This is a genomic window from Wolbachia endosymbiont (group A) of Urophora cardui (genome assembly GCF_964028435.1).
In the GTDB taxonomy this organism is placed as follows: domain Bacteria; phylum Pseudomonadota; class Alphaproteobacteria; order Rickettsiales; family Anaplasmataceae; genus Wolbachia.
In genome coordinates, this window is sequence record NZ_OZ034774.1 from 281,698 (window position 1) to 297,267 (window position 15,570).

General features: G+C 37.4%; 13 protein-coding genes, 1 tRNA gene and 1 pseudogene. 7 read left to right on the forward strand and 8 right to left on the reverse strand.

What is annotated here, in order from left to right:
- Positions 1-39 precede the first annotated feature (39 nt).
- The 3 genes from ABWU38_RS01410 to rpmE form a co-directional block, all read right to left on the reverse strand.
- Positions 40-1,155, reverse strand: coding sequence for a hypothetical protein (locus ABWU38_RS01410; protein ID WP_353272349.1), 1,116 nt, complete (start codon positions 1,153-1,155; stop codon positions 40-42).
- A 91-nt stretch (positions 1,156-1,246) separates the two neighbouring features.
- Positions 1,247-2,041: an NAD kinase gene (locus ABWU38_RS01415; RefSeq protein WP_353272350.1), complete on the reverse strand. Its 795-nt coding sequence runs from the start codon at positions 2,039-2,041 to the stop codon at positions 1,247-1,249.
- A gap of 27 nt (positions 2,042-2,068) precedes the next feature.
- Entirely contained in the window at positions 2,069-2,281 is a 213-nt protein-coding gene (gene rpmE / locus ABWU38_RS01420; protein ID WP_253309449.1) for a 50S ribosomal protein L31, read from the reverse strand.
- Positions 2,282-2,409: 128 nt separating this feature from the next.
- Here rpmE and fabD point away from each other — a divergent pair, with 128 nt between their 5' ends.
- On the forward strand, positions 2,410-3,390 hold the full coding sequence (gene fabD, locus ABWU38_RS01425; protein ID WP_253309450.1) for an ACP S-malonyltransferase: 981 nt from the start codon (positions 2,410-2,412) through the stop codon (positions 3,388-3,390).
- 31 nt (positions 3,391-3,421) lie between these two features.
- On the opposite strand, the gene gpmI is transcribed toward fabD, so the two are convergent.
- The 4 genes and pseudogenes from gpmI to ABWU38_RS01445 all read right to left on the reverse strand — a co-directional run.
- A complete protein-coding gene (gene gpmI, locus ABWU38_RS01430) occupies positions 3,422-4,996 on the reverse strand; it encodes a 2,3-bisphosphoglycerate-independent phosphoglycerate mutase (RefSeq protein ID WP_264688433.1) in 1,575 nt (524 codons plus the stop codon).
- Between the two features lie 33 nt (positions 4,997-5,029).
- Positions 5,030-5,101 (reverse strand) — tRNA-Asn (locus ABWU38_RS01435).
- A gap of 19 nt (positions 5,102-5,120) precedes the next feature.
- Positions 5,121-5,312 carry a hypothetical protein gene (locus ABWU38_RS01440; RefSeq protein ID WP_353272351.1) on the reverse strand — a complete coding sequence of 64 codons (192 nt, stop codon included), beginning with the start codon at positions 5,310-5,312 and terminating at the stop codon, positions 5,121-5,123.
- 35 nt (positions 5,313-5,347) lie between these two features.
- Positions 5,348-5,459: pseudogene (locus tag ABWU38_RS01445) on the reverse strand (IS5/IS1182 family transposase); the annotation flags it as partial.
- Positions 5,460-5,557: 98 nt separating this feature from the next.
- On the opposite strand from ABWU38_RS01445, the gene gatA reads away from it, so the two are divergent.
- A complete protein-coding gene (gene gatA, locus ABWU38_RS01450) occupies positions 5,558-7,027 on the forward strand; it encodes an Asp-tRNA(Asn)/Glu-tRNA(Gln) amidotransferase subunit GatA (RefSeq protein WP_264688431.1) in 1,470 nt (489 codons plus the stop codon).
- 1,205 nt (positions 7,028-8,232) lie between these two features.
- Here the strand turns inward: gatA and alaS are convergent.
- Positions 8,233-10,842 carry an alanine--tRNA ligase gene (alaS, locus tag ABWU38_RS01455; protein WP_253309454.1) on the reverse strand — a complete coding sequence of 870 codons (2,610 nt, stop codon included), beginning with the start codon at positions 10,840-10,842 and terminating at the stop codon, positions 8,233-8,235.
- A 174-nt stretch (positions 10,843-11,016) separates the two neighbouring features.
- On the opposite strand from alaS, the gene ABWU38_RS01460 reads away from it, so the two are divergent.
- The 5 genes from ABWU38_RS01460 to purH all read left to right on the forward strand — a co-directional run bounded on the left by ABWU38_RS01460 (position 11,017) and on the right by purH (position 14,662).
- Positions 11,017-11,460, forward strand: a complete 444-nt coding sequence (locus ABWU38_RS01460) for a PAS domain-containing protein (RefSeq protein ID WP_253309455.1) — start codon at positions 11,017-11,019, stop codon at positions 11,458-11,460.
- Between the two features lie 98 nt (positions 11,461-11,558).
- Positions 11,559-11,765: a 50S ribosomal protein L35 gene (gene rpmI, locus ABWU38_RS01465; RefSeq protein WP_253309456.1), complete on the forward strand. Its 207-nt coding sequence runs from the start codon at positions 11,559-11,561 to the stop codon at positions 11,763-11,765.
- 20 nt (positions 11,766-11,785) lie between these two features.
- On the forward strand, positions 11,786-12,151 hold the full coding sequence (gene rplT / locus ABWU38_RS01470) for a 50S ribosomal protein L20 (protein ID WP_064125369.1): 366 nt from the start codon (positions 11,786-11,788) through the stop codon (positions 12,149-12,151).
- Positions 12,152-12,170: 19 nt separating this feature from the next.
- A complete protein-coding gene (gene fmt, locus ABWU38_RS01475) occupies positions 12,171-13,070 on the forward strand; it encodes a methionyl-tRNA formyltransferase (protein WP_253309457.1) in 900 nt (299 codons plus the stop codon).
- Between the two features lie 80 nt (positions 13,071-13,150).
- Positions 13,151-14,662 carry a bifunctional phosphoribosylaminoimidazolecarboxamide formyltransferase/IMP cyclohydrolase gene (gene purH, locus ABWU38_RS01480; protein WP_253309458.1) on the forward strand — a complete coding sequence of 504 codons (1,512 nt, stop codon included), beginning with the start codon at positions 13,151-13,153 and terminating at the stop codon, positions 14,660-14,662.
- Positions 14,663-15,570: the final 908 nt, after the last annotated feature.

Sequence of the window (15,570 nt, forward strand, 5' to 3'; positions counted from 1 at the left end):
TTTCTTGAGTTTTATGCTCTGCAGTATCTCTAAATTGCCTTATTGCAAAAGTATTGGACTAATTGCAAGCAACGCAGCAAGTGCGATAACTGGTATAGTGATATATTTTGGGCTGTTTGTAAAAAATGCAATAAATTTTGCTTTATCTTGTAAGTATAATAAAGCTGCAGATGTGCCAAGTATAATAGCACTTGCACCAAAAATTATAAAGCCCTTCTGCTGCATGGCATATTTTGCTCTTGGCCAGGATCTGTTTGTTTTTTTATTTGTTGTGCTACCTATATCAGAATTTAGTGACAAAGACTCTTCAGAGTCATCTTTGCTTTTATACGATGGTGGAGGAGTTGGAAACGTACCTGGACTTTTAATATCCTGAGGATTCGGTATAGGTTCTCCAATCCATTTTTCTACTTTGCCTAAATAACCATCATCCGCTGCTCCGTCTGTTCCTGTTGTTGGCTCACTAGATACATTAATCCCTTTAAATGCAATATTGTTTATTTCCTCTTCCCTGACATCAACTTCCGCTATTTCTTGATCTATATTTTCTAAGAGACCCTTCATATCTTTTTCTAATAATCCTTCCTTGATGCTTTTATAAAAGTCATCAGCAGGATTAATGCCCCGCTGATTACCATCAACTAACATGACTTTTTGCGGTAACATACCTTTGTCTTTCTTATATGTTTTTAAAAGAGATAAAACACATAGATGTTTTCCAATTTGTGGATCTTGAGGCTCATTCATTCTTTTAGCTACTTCTGCTGAATTTAGTGGATCTTGACGCTTAGTCGTTCCTCCAACTACTTTAATACCTTGTGCCTGCTCTTCTGTTAAGCCTAAATGATTTTTCACTACATACTCTACTGCTTTTATGTATTTTGCAGACGATACAATAGCAACTTCTACTCCGCTTGAAAGTGCAGAATCTAATACAGACCTTAGCTTTTCTTTATTTTTGATTCCCGAGCCTTCCTTTTGTAAAAATTCTTCTATTTTTTCTTTAATTACTGCTTTTTCTTTGCCAGAATCACAATCATCATATCCCTTGGATGTAAAGAAATTGCACATAGACTTATTTGTAATTGTTTGATCAAAGTCAAATATTAATAGTGCATTCTCTTCAGACGATGGTAGATTCGTTACTGGTCCCATATTTACTCCAAAATTAATTACTATGTTGTGTTGATTACGCTATAGTTATTAAGATGTAGTAAATACCAGTTTACGGATAATTATGAAAAATTTAGTATAGAAATTGCCTATCAAAGATTCTTTCATTGAGTGAGTCGTCTTTGTCAAAAAGCAGAGTGATTGTGTTCTCATGGTCTTTTTGTATTTTTATCTGTGATATATTATGAAACTCTTTGTAATCTGATACTACAAGCGCTGGACGATTTTTTGTGTCGTTAATGTCAATTTGTACGATCGTATCATTTGAGATTAGTGCTCCATTCCAATGCCTTGGGTAATAGCTATTGATGGAGGTCAGTGCAAGTAAGTTTGAATTTAGTGGCAAGATTGGGCCACCGGCAGAGAAGTTATATGCAGTGCTGCCTGTGGGAGTAGATAATATTACTCCATCCCCTCTAAATTTTTCTACTTTTAGTTTATCATTAATAGTAATATTCATCTCTACTATTTGGTTTGCTTTCCTAAAAACATATACTTCGTTTACCGCTATATAGTGGTATTTCTTGCCACTTGTGTCTGTTGCTTCCATTTTTAGTAAAGTTAACTGAGTTGAAGTTTCGTGCTCTATATGATCAATTAAATCTTCACTGCGGCTAAAGCATTTATTCATCAAAAACCCAACATTGCCAGTGTTTACTCCGTATACGTGTGTGTTTTTGTTTTCTATAACGTAATTATGCAAGGTGCGTAGCATAAAGCCATCACCGCCAACAACTATCAATAGATCGATTTCGGACTTATTTTCTTCTGTTATATTGATAAAATTAAGTTTCTTTAATAGTTTAGATACTTCCTGCGATTTTGGTGACTCAGAAGCGATATAGCCTATATTTTTGTATTTATGCATGCTTCACTCTGAAAAAGAAGCGAAAAACTAGAAAATATCCCCATATTTATCGTTAAACTTAGCTAATTTGCTAGTTTTACTTGCTGACCCGCTTGTCAAACTTCCAGTCCATGCAGGGTGAGTGAGAGGATCCCTATCAAGTTTTATCTTATCACCTTCCTTTCCATAAGTGGAACGAGTTTCAAACTCTTGACCATCTGTCATGACTATAGTAACCTTATGATAATCAATTTCTGCCATTGTTGCTTATAAACTTTTAGTCAGTTAATATTCTAGTGAACTTAATTCACTAAGTCAATCATTATTCTAAAATATTGACAAAAAATAAATAAAATGTTATACTTAATAAGGAATAAATAATAGTTATCATGATTTTTGCTTTCCCTGGTCAGGGCTCTCAGTTTGTAGGAATGGGAAAGAGCTTATATAGTGAGTTTTCCGTTGCAAGACAAGTATTTAATGAAGTGGATAGCATATTGGGTAGAAAGCTGTCTCATTTAATCTTCAACGGTCCTATTGAAGAATTAACCATTACAGAAAACGCTCAGCCAGCTATAATGGCAGTGTCAATCGCGACGCTACGCGTTATCGAGCATGTGTTTGGTGAATCTCTTTTTTCTAATTATGGAATTAAATATGTTTGTGGACATTCAGTCGGTGAATATACAGCGCTATGTGCTGCAGGGGCATTGACTCTTGAGTCTGCAATCAAGCTGCTGAAAGTTCGCAGCGAAGCAATGCATGAAGCTTCTTTGAAATGTGAAGGGGGAATGGTTGCGTTGCTTGGAGCAGAGATAAATGAAGTGGAAGATATATTGAAATCAGTTCAAATTGACGGAATTTGTGAAATTGCAAACGATAACGGTGGCGGACAAGTGGTTATAAGTGGTACTAGAGAGGGTCTTGAAATATTACCCGATTTGCTCAAGAACTTGAACATCAAGAGATTAGTTAAGTTACAGGTTAGTGGACCTTTTCACTCATCTCTTATGAAACCTGCTGATGAAAAAGTTTTGGAATTTTTGGAGGGTATTAAAATAACCCGTCCTATAGTTCCTTTGATATCAAATGTTACAGCTAAAGAGGAGAGTGATCCCAAAGTTATAAAAGCTTTACTTGCTAAACAAGTCATAAGCAGAGTGAAATGGAGAGAAATGGTTTTGTATATGGCAAGCCGTGGCATTAACAAATTTGTTGAAATTGGCCCTAATAAAGTTTTATCTAATTTAGTCAAAAGGATTGACCAATCTATCAGTACAAAAAGTATAGGTAATATTGGTGATATAGACAGCTTCTTTAATGAATCATTAGTACTAACAGCGAAAAATTTAAAAGTTGGGTTAAGTTAAAACACATCTATTTGCCAGCGCATGACGCTGCCTAGCTGGAATGACAGAGGGTAATGCAAGAAATCAACGAACTGCCTGTCATTTCATCCGGTTTCTTAATTCCAAGTAGCTGTAAAATAGTGGGAGCGATATCAGATAATCTTCCGTCTCTTAGTTTTAGATTATCGCAAGACACAATAAATGGCACTTTATTTAGAGTGTGCGCTGTATGAGGTGTATTATTTTCTTCATCGAACATACATTCCACATTACCATGGTCTGCAGTAACAATTAATGCAGTGTTGCTTGACTTTTTAACAGCACTCAGCACTTTCGCAAGACAATCATCTACAGCTAGCACAGCTTTCTCGGCTGCTTTTATATTACCTGTATGCCCTACCATATCAGGATTAGCGTAATTTACAACTATCAGTGCGAATTCTTGGGAGTGAATTTTTTCTACAAGCTTTTCTGTGAGCTCAAAGGCTGACATTTCGGGCTGCAAATCATAAGTTTGAACTTTTGGTGAGGGAATGAGTATTCTTTCTTCACCAGAGAAAGGTTCTTCTTTTCCACAATTGAAAAAGAAAGTCACATGAGCGTATTTTTCGGTTTCGGCGATGCGTAATTGTTGCAATTTATTGTCTTCTATTGTTTGTCCTAAAGTGTTAGCAAAAGATATAGGAGGAAAAATATAAGGAATTTTAAGATCTTCTTTATACTTCATCATACTTAGAATTGAAGAAAATGGTTTTCGTTTACGACCTTCTGTCGTACGAGTAGTTTGACCATAGATTCCAGCGTCACGCGCTGGAATGACACCTGATTGGTTTAGTAAAATACTTGCTAATTGTATCATTCGATCAGCACGAAAGTTAGCCAACAGCACTCCATCTTCTGGTTTTATACCTTGATAGTCACCTATTACTGCGGGCCTGACAAACTCATCAGTTATGTTATTTTGATAATTTTCATCAATCAACGATACTGCATTATCATGACGAGGTGCCTTTGCAAATGCGATAGCCTCATAAGCTTCAATTGTTCTCTCCCACCTGTTATCACGGTCCATAGCATAGTAACGCCCAGAAACAGTAGCAATTCTTATGTCATTTCCCTTTATACTCTTTATAAATTCTTGAATGCATTTTTTTCCTGAATTTGGTAATGTGTCTCTGCCATCTAAAAATGCATGTATCACCACTTTGATTCCATGCTGTGATATTTTATTTGCTAAAGTCGAAATATGCTTTTGATGCGAATGAACACCGCCATCTGACACTAATCCCACCAGATGGCATACTCCGTTCTTACTTTTTAGATTACTAATAAAGCTTTGTAGATTTGCATTGTTTTCTATTGTTCCAATTTCTTGATTAATGCGCTGAAGGCTTTGCATTACTACTCTACCACTGCCAATATTCATATGGCCAACTTCTGAATTACCTATTTGACCACCAGGTAACCCAACATCAGTTCCACAGGCGGACAAACTGCATTTTGGATAATTAGAGCTAATATATTGCCAACAGGGTGGATTTGCGTTGCTAATAGCATTATATTTACTGCTTTCTACTCCATTTCCCCAGCCATCTAGTATACATAAGACAACTGATTTAATGCCCATATAAGATTAACACTAGAATTTCACAGAGAAGAGCTCCCCGGGCCGGATTCGAACCAGCGACCAATTGGTTAACAGCCAACTGCTCTACCACTGAGCTACCGAGGAATAAACCGTCTTTAATTTATCACGTTGAACGTTGATTGTAAACGTTTTTTGTATACTTTGTAAGAGCCTGTTCAAATTCACTTCGCTTTTTTACTTCAACAGTTGCACCAATAATATCTTTTATTTGAGTTGCAAAATTCTCTCCTGTATAGCCCGCATCAACCAGTATATTTTTAACTCCAGAAAGGTTTTCTTTTGCATTGTTGACCATTCTCACAGCACTAGTTGTTCCTGCAGTTGCTACATAAATTGCATGTCTTGAGTATCAACTGCGATATGGCCCTGAGATTTTTTTACCAGCGTCATAGCCTTTTTCTTCAGCAGTATCTGCGTTCTTTACACTCTGAGCATCAATTATGTACAGGTTCTTAGCTATATTTCTAGCTGTAACTATAAATGTATGGATTTTTTATCGTGCCATGTTATAATTAACGTCTTGCTAAAAATTAAATATTGATGAATGAACTAAAAAAGTTAAGTATTACACAAATGCATGACGGGCTCAAAAAAAGGAGTTTTTCCGCTGTTGAACTCGTGGAGGCGCACATCAGTGCGGTTGAAAATGAGAAATTAAATGCATTTATAACAAAAACCCCAGAGATAGCAATGAAAGCTGCTAAAGCTGCAGATGAACATTTCTCTAGGCAAAAGGATGATTTAATCTCGCCGCTCATGGGTATACCAGTTGGCATCAAAGATCTATTCTGTACAAAAGGAATAAAAACAACAGCATGCTCAAAAATGCTGGAAAATTTCGTTCCGACTTACGAATCTACGGTGTCTGACTTGCTTTTAAAAAGTGGAGCAGCCATGCTCGGTAAGCTTAATATGGATGAATTTGCTATGGGTTCTGCGAACACAAACAGCTATTTTGGCCCTGTTGAAAATGTGTGGATTAGAAAAAGTGATGGGGAAAAAGTTGTTCCTGGTGGATCATCTGGTGGATCTGCAGCATCGGTTGCTGGATTTTTATGCGCTGGAGCGTTAGGAAGCGACACCGGTGGATCTGTACGCCAACCAGCAGCTTATTGTGGAGTAGTTGGAATAAAGCCAACTTATGGAAGATGCTCGCGTTTTGGTATGATTGCATTTGCGAGTTCTCTGGATCAAGCAGGAGTCATTACTCGTTCTGTCTCTGATTCAGCATTAATGCTGGAAGCAATTTGTGGCTATGATAAAAAAGATTCAATATCGAGCGAAAAGCCAGTGCCTAAATTTTCTAGCTTTATAAATGGTGATGTCAAGGGTAAGTGTATTGGTATACCAAAAGAATATAGGATGGATGGAATTTCAGAGGAAATAGTTCATAATTGGGAAAGAGTTGCTTCCTATTTAAAAGAAAATGGCGCTGAAGTTGTTGACATTACTCTGCCACATACTAAATATGCAATACCGGTCTATTATTTAATCTGTTCTGCTGAAACTTCATCCAATCTTGCTCGTTACGATGGTGTGCGTTATGGATTAAGGGTTGATGCTGATACCCTTGAAGAAATGTATTCACTAACAAGAGCAGAAGGTTTTGGTAAAGAGGTGAAAAGAAGAATTTTAATTGGCGCTTATGCGCTTTCTTCAGGTCATTATAATGAATATTACGAAAAAGCGCAGTGCATTAGAGCATTAATCAGAAATGATTTTATAAAAGCGTTTGAAAAAATAGATTACATACTTGTGCCATCTGCTCCAACAGAAGCTTTTGGCTTAAATGAAAAGCCAGATCCGCTAATTATGTGCATCAATGATGTGTTTACCGTGCCAGCAAGTCTTGCAGGATTGCCTGCTATTTCTGTTCCTGTTGGGCTTTCCAATGAGGGTTTACCACTTGCCTTGCAAGTGATTGGAAATTATTATGACGAAGCTGGAATATTAAATGTGGCAAGTTTGATAGAGCAAAATTGCGGCAGAATAATTAGACCTCTTGCGTAATCTATTTTCTGATAGTAATTTTTGCATTAAAATTTGCTTATGCTCATCAACGTACTCTATGGCTCCATTTTTAGATGAATAGCAAAAACAGGGCATATTAATCTGTTTACAAAATTTTCGTGTAACAGTTCACACTTAATTAAACAGACTAAATTCTGTAATTTTGGGATGTTGAAAAATTCACCTTACGTTGTCATTCCAGCGCATAACGCATAACTGTACGAACATTGTGATTTGGGCCTACCAGAAGGGCAATGCCTCTTATCCAAGTACCCTCTTCTTGTCATTCCAGTGCTTGACACTGGAATCCAGTTTTCCATATAATCTCATCAAAAATGTTTATTTTCTAGCTACTTTTATACTTATCAACTCAGTATGCTTACTTACAATTAAAATTCCTGGATCCCAGTGTCAAGCACTGGGATGACACCCTCCTGATGGGCCAAAATCACAACGTTCGTACAGTTGTGCACGTGACGCTGGAATCTAGTCTTTATTATGCAGCCACTTATTTAAAGTTAAGTTTTCTGGATCCAAGTAGTCAAGCTACTCGGATGACACCCTCTTGGATAGAAACCAGTGTCAGCTACTTTCATGACACCATGACAACCGTCATCCCGCTGCTTGTTAGCGGGATCTATGCTAAGAGATACCGCGAATGAATCGCGGTATGACGGTCTGTGGCGGTATGACGGTTCGCGGCGGCATGACGTAGGACTGCTGTCATCCCACTACGTGTTAGCGGATGAGATACCGCGAATGAATCGCGGTATGACGATCTGCGGCAGTATGACGGTTCACGGCGGCATGACGTAGGACTGCTGTCATCCCACTACGTGTTAGCGGATGAGATACCGCGAATGAATCGCGGTATGACGATCTGCGGCAGTATGACGGTTCGCGGCGGCATGACGTAGGACTGCTGTCATCCCGCTACGTGTTAGCGGATGAGATACCGCGAATGAATCGCGGTATGACGATCTGTGGCGGTATGACGGTTCGCGGTGGCATGACGTAGGACTGCTGTCATCCCACTACGTGTTAGCGGATGAGATACCGCGAATGAATCGCGGTATGACGATCTGCGGCAGTATGACGGTTCGCGGCGGCATGTGACGATAACCTCGTCATCCCGCTGCTTGTTAGCGGGATCTAGAGATACCGTTACGGTATGACGAGGGAGAACAGTTGCTACTTGTTAGCAGCTAAGAGATACCGCGGCGGTATGATGTAGAGTGCTTAGAAGCGGTTATTTTGCTATAAATGGCTGTAATGGCATCATCTATTTTATTGCTATCACAGCCTGTTTGTGCAAGTTCAGCATTCCCACCACAGTTCTTTTCAACTGCTATTGATATTAGTTCTTTTGCGCTAATCTTATTGATTAAGTCTTTACTTACTTTAATAATCAAGACTGTTTTATCTTTTTCTGTTGCCGTGAAAGCTATTACCGTTTTTGGTTTTTGTTGCTGCAAAACAAACTCTCTTATCACATTTGCTGGAATATCAGTGAAAGTGTGGCTTATAAAATTTATTCCATTTATTTCAGTGCTTTTTATATTCTCTGCACTCACAAGCTTTTTATATAGGTTTCTTATTTTGGTTTCGGATTTTTTGTGTTCTTGACTTAAAACACTTAATCTGCTTGTTATTTCACTTACTGGCACTTTTACGAATTCTGCAACTTTTTTTAAGTTAATTTCATTATCACGTACATAATTGATTGCTTCCTGACCAGTTAAAGCTTCAATTCTCCTCACTCCAAAAGCAACAGAACTTTCTGTTACTATCTTAAATAAACCGATTTCTCCAGTATGTTCAACGTGCGTGCCACCACATAGCTCTTTCGAATCTCCAATATTTACAACTCTAACCTGATCACCATATTTTTCACCAAACAACGCCATGGCTCCTTCGTCTATTGCCTGATTCATGCTTTGAATTTTTGTAGATGCAGAAAGATTTTCTCTGATTAGAGAGTTTACCATATCCTCTACCCAGAATAACTGATCTTGAGTCACTTGAGTGTTATGGCTGAAGTCGAATCTCAGTCTATCTGGTGCAACTAGGGAACCTTTTTGAGTGACATGATCACCCAAGATTTTCCTCAATGCAAAGTGCAGAAGATGCGTAGCCGAATGATTTCTTCTTAAGGTTTGCCTTCTTTCCTTGTCGATGCTTGCTGTAACTACATCACCTTTACAAATTGAGCCGAATTTAACTATGCATCTGTGCAAACATAGGTCATTAACCTTATGGGTATTCTCGACTATAATAATACTTCTACCAGGTTTGATCAGACTGCCAGTATCCCCCACCTGTCCACCTGACTCGCCATAAAAAGGTGTTTTATCAAGTATAATGATTATCTTTTCTCCCTCCTTTGCAGAATCAATTACTTCATTTTTAGAGGAAACTATAGCTAGTATTTTCGCATCACTTACTTCATTGAACTCATAACCAACAAATTTTGTTTTGCCAAATTTATTGATCAAATCAAACCATACTTGCTCAACAGATTTTTCACCAGATCCAGCCCATTTAGCACGTGCTCTCTCTTTTTGTTCTCCCATTGCATTATCAAAACCCTTCTGGTCAAAATTTATTTTTTTCTCTTTTAAAACATCAAGTGTAATATCCAAAGGAAACCCATAGGTGTCATATAGCTTAAATGCTGATTCTCCAGGTAAAGTATCGCCCGATTTTAAATCTGTAGTGAATTTCTCCAGAAGATTGATACCTTTCATCAAAGTGTCTTTAAAGTTTTCTTCCTCTGATTTTAACGTCGTTTCTATTAAGCTTTTGGCTCTGACTAATTCAGGATAAACATCTCCCATATAAGCCGAACTCGTGCTATCTATCAGCGCCGGAAAAATGCGATGGAGTAGAGAATCATTATATCCAAGCAGGTGGATATAACGCGCGGCTCTCCTAATTAATCTGCGTAATACGTAATTCCTGCCCTCATTTCCAGGAAGCACTCCTTCTGCGATGAGAAATGCAGCCGCGCGAAGATGATCTGCTACGATCTTATGCGCTATTTTATTTTCCGTTCTTCCACAGTACTCTTGAGATTTATTGATCAGAGCAGAAAATAGATCAATATCATAGTTATCATGGACATTTTGCATTACAGTAGCTATTCTCTCAAGACCCATTCCAGTATCGATGCATTTTTTTGGCAATTTGTGTAAATTACCTTCTTCATCTTTGTTAAACTCCATGAATACCAGATTCCAGATTTCAACAATTCTATCGTCGTCTTGTAAATTAGGACTCCCATGATCATAAAAAATTTCAGAACATGGACCGCATGGACCAGTGCTTCCCATACTCCAAAAGTTATCGTCCGTTGCAATTCTTATGATTTTATCACTTGAAAAGCCACTTATCTTACGCCAAATCTCGTACGCCTCATCATCAGTATGGTAGACGGTTATGGATAGTCTGTTTTTATCAAGAGATAACTCCTTAGTGATAAATTTCCACGCAAATTCTATCGCAGTTTCCTTAAAGTAATCACCAAAGCTAAAATTTCCGAGCATTTCAAAAAATGTGTGATGCCGAGTTGTATAGCCAACATTTTCAAGATCGTTGTGTTTACCGCCTGCTCTTAGGCACTTTTGACTTGAGACAGCACGTTTCATTTCAGTTTTTTGAGCACCAGTAAAAATATTTTTAAACTGCACCATACCAGCATTTGTAAACATGAGTGTTGGGTCATGTTCTGGAATCAAAGGAGAAGAAGAAACCTGTTCGTGGCCATTACTTATAAAAAATTTTATAAATCTTTCTCTGATTTCACTTAACTTCATTATTTTTATTGAGATTATTCATGAATAATAAGCTGCAATGGAAATAAAATCAATTACAATACCACCACTCTCTAGATCTCAGAACTTCTAGTGATATGCACCTTGTGGTAAGGAAAAATCAATATATTCACGATAAATTTACCTCATATCTGTGTTTTATATGTGGAAATTGGAATGGAAATTTATGTAGGCAAAGAAAAAAGAATAGCAAATGTGGTAACTGAGCACTGGAGTGACATAAAAGGACCAGACAGAGATTGGCCAGAAAGGCACGAAATAGACACTGCAGAAATAATGGAGTCATGGCAGCATTGTTTTATCATTGAAGTCAAGGATCAAGGTTATATTTGTGAAAATGCAGGAGAAAAGGCTGTTGAATTCTATGGTTTTGAGAAAAAGACGCGCATTGATAATAAGTATGCAATTGATGCACCATTTTTGCGACTATATAAAATAGATGCAGTTATTGATAAACTTGATGCTGTAATAGAGAGTAAATGCCCAATCAATGAAGAGGAAGAAAGTGAAAGTGTTAAAATGAGGCAAGTATTGTTGCCACTTGGGAATAAAGAAGGTATAACACACATATTGGGCGTAATTACTTTTAAACTCCTTTAATATACAATTTTAATTTGATTCTTTAATAAAATTATTTATACTAATGCTTAATTACTATTAAAGAACTCAATAGTAGTGTTTGTAAATTTATTTGGAATATGAAGAGAATAAAATTAAAAACCAAATCTTCTGTTAAAAAGCGCTTTCACCTTACAGCTAAGGGTAAAGTCATTTCTACTCAGTCAGGCAAAAGGCATGGCATGGTAAAGAGAAGTAAATCTAATATTCGTAATCAGCGCGGTACAACGATTCTTGGTAAATCTGACTCGCGTATAGTTAAGCTTTATATGCCTTATGATATTTAACAAAATGGAGGTAAAATAAAATGGCTCGGGTAAAACGTGGAGTCACTACTCACGCTCGTCATAAAAAAATATTGAAACTGGCAAAGGGTTATAGAGGACGTGCAAAAAGCTGTTATAGAATTGCATTACAAAGAGTTGAAAAAGCATTGCAATATGCTTACAGAGACAGAAGAACCCGTAAACGTGATTTCCGTAGCTTATGGATAATACGTATTAATGCAGCAGCAAGAGAGCATGGGCTTACTTATGGTAGGTTTATGCATGGTCTTACACTTGCCGGCATTGATTTAAATAGAAAAATTCTTGCTGAGATGGCCGTTAATTATAAGGATGATTTTGCCAAATTAGTAGAAGCTGTAAGTGGTAAATTAGCGGAGAATTCTTAAAGCAAAAACACTTGAAAGCGTGAGAATTATTTTCATGGGGTCACCGGAATTCGCTGTTAGTACGCTAAACTTACTATTGAAATCACAGAATGAAATAGTAGCAGTATACACCAAGGCTCCAAAACCTTCAGGACGTGGACAGAAGCCAACGAAATCTCCAGTACATGTTATCGCTGAAGAAAGTAACATAGAGGTATGTACTCCTATCTCTCTAAAGTTTTTGGCAGAGCAAGAAAAATTTAGAAATTTCAAACCAGACGTTGCAGTTGTTGCTGCGTATGGATTGATACTTCCAAGAAAAATTTTGAATATTCCTAAATATGGTTGTATTAATATTCATCCTTCATTACTACCAAGGTGGCGTGGTGCAGCTCCGATACAGCACACAATTTTAGCAGGAGATCAAGAAACCGGGGTTAGCATTATGCAATTGGATGAAGGATTAGATTCCGGCCCTATTTTAAAACAGGAAAAATTTCTTATCGAAAAGAACGATAACTACAAGACATTGCATGATAAATTGTCTGAATTAGGCAGTGATTTACTGCTGAAAGTGCTAAACGAAATTGAAAAACAGGTTCCCTTAAAACAGAACGATAATGATGCATGTTACGCTGACAAAGTGGAAGACTATAAAATTTATGCAAGTGATGCTTGTGAGGTTGCTTATAGAAAGGTTAAAGCGTTTTACCCAAAAGCGTTCATCAAGATAGAGAATAAACGTATCAGGATACTTGATGCTGACTTTGAAGCTCTCGCTTCAGAACAAGGTAAGATTGTTAACGATAATATGCACATAAGTTTAAAAGGTGGCACTTTAATTCCTAAAGTTGTACAAATGGAAGGGAGAAATCCTTGCAGTATTGAAGATTTTATTCGTGGCTTGAAATCAAGCATGGTAAAAAAATTTATAGAATAGACTGCTTTAAATTAGTGTAGAAATGTAATAGCTAAATTTCCTTTTCTTAGATATAATCTTAAAAAACTTTCCGTACAAAAATGAAAATAAAAAGAGCTTTAATATCAGTATACGACAAAACGAATATAATTGATCTTGCATCGTTTTTAATGCAGCAACAAATAGAAATTCTCTCAACGGGAAATACTTATAAAGCACTATCTGATGCCGGAATAAAAACACAAGAGGTCTCAGATTACACACAATTTCCAGAGATACTGGGTGGTAGAGTAAAAACTTTACACCCTAAAATTCATGGAGGAATACTTTGCAATAGAGAAAAGCACAAAACGGAAATGCAAAATCTAGGTGTTGAGCCAATAGACCTGCTTATAACTAACCTATACCCATTTTGGGAGACAGTAAGTAGCGGCTCAAATGAAGATCAAATTATAGAACAAATTGATATCGGCGGAGTGGCGTTAATTAGAGCTGCAGCAAAAAACTTTTGTTTTACTTCAGTTATTTCTAGCATTCAAGACTATGAAGCACTAAAAGCTGAGATGATAAAAAATAACAATGAAACAACATTGGAATATAGAAAACATTTAGCAACCAAAGCATTTGCTCTCACTGCACACTATGATTCTAATATTCACAGTTGGTTTTTATCCCAGAGTAAAAATAATGAGTTGCCAGAGTTTTTTGCACTATATGGACATAAAGTACAAGAACTCAGGTATGGTGAAAATCCCCATCAAAAAGCTGCATTTTATAGTAATCAATTTACCAAATATCCGCTAGAAAAAATACATGGGAAAGAGTTGAGTTATAATAATATAGTAGATATAGAGTCCGCACTTAACATAATTTCTGAGTTTAAAGAGCCTGCAGCAGTGATAATAAAGCACAATAACCCATGTGGCACTGCTGTTAGTGATAATGCTTTGGAGGCATATGAAAAGGCCCTATCGTGTGATGAAGTAAGCAGTTTTGGTGGTATAGTAGCTTTAAATCGGGAGATAGATTTAAAGCTAGCAGAAAAATTAAACGAGATATTTTTGGAAGTAGTGATAGCACCTTCAGTCAGCAATGAAGCACTAAAAATTTTGCAAAGAAAGAAAAATTTAAGAGTGATTATTCATAAATCTTTCCAACAAAATGTGAAATACCAAACTAAAAATGTTGTTGGTGGGTTTTTGGTGCAAGAAAATAATGACCACACAATAAAAGCAGAACAAGTAACAGAATGCACTACAACAGAAAAAGAAAAGGAAGATCTTATTTTTGCCTGGAAAATATGTAAACATGTGAAATCCAACGCAATAGTTATAGCAAAAGATGGTTGTGCTATTGGCATCGGTGCAGGGCAAACAAGCAGAATAGATAGTGTGAACATTGCAGTAAAAAAAGCAGGTGAAAAATGTAAAGGTGCAGTGCTTGCTTCAGATGCATTTTTTCCATTCCCAGATAGCATAGTAGAAAGTGCAAAACATGGAATTACAGCTATAATTCAGCCTGGTGGCTCGCTGAAAGATCAAGATGTGATAAAAGCTGCAAATGAAAATAAAATTGCTATGTTTTTCACTGGCGTTCGCAGTTTTTTCCATTAGGCTTTGTGTCTTATGGCTAGAGATTTTTCCATATCATACCACCATAACTGTACGAACGTTGTGATTTGAGTCCACAAGGTAGGATGTCATTCAAGTAGCCTCCTTCCCCTGTCATCCCAGTGCCCTGACTACTTGGATCCAGATTGGACACTGAGCTGGTGAGTATAAAAGTATAGCTTCTACGTCATACCGTGATTTATTCACGGTATCTCACATAGATCCCGCTAACAAGTAGCGGGATGACGATTCTTCAAATCGTCAAGGTGTCATCCGAGTAGCTTGACTACTTGGATCCAGGAAACTTAACTTTAAATAAGTGGCTGCATAATAAAGACTAGATTCCAGCGTCACGCGCTGGAATGACAAGTTCGCGGTGGCATCCTCGTCATCCCGCCACGGTATCTCTAGATCCCGCTAACAAGCAGCGGGATGACGGTTGTCAGGCTAGCTGTCATCCCAGTGCTCCTTTTTTTGTCATCCGAGTAGCCCCTTTTTTGTCATCCCAGTGCTTGACACTGGGATGACACCCTACTTAACCATCATACTGCCGCGGTATCTCTTAGCCGCTAACACATAGCGGAATGACGAAGTTATCGTCATTCCACCGCGAACCGTCATACCGCGATTCATTCGCGGTATCTCATCCGCTAACAAGAGATCCCGCTAACACGTAGCAGGATGAAGGTTGTCGTTTAGCTACAAACGTTAAGAAATTTACCAAACGAAAAAAAGGCAAAAGAAGCCCCGTGGTGCGAGTTTTGACTCTATATTACTGTAAGTGGCGCTGTAATAATGTGCTAACGCTTAAAATAAGCGCGATTTGGCTGAATGTAGAAAAAATAAAAAAGACATGCAGCCGCTATAATTTTATGTAATCCGCCAATAAATACCCTGAGTTTTTTACTGAA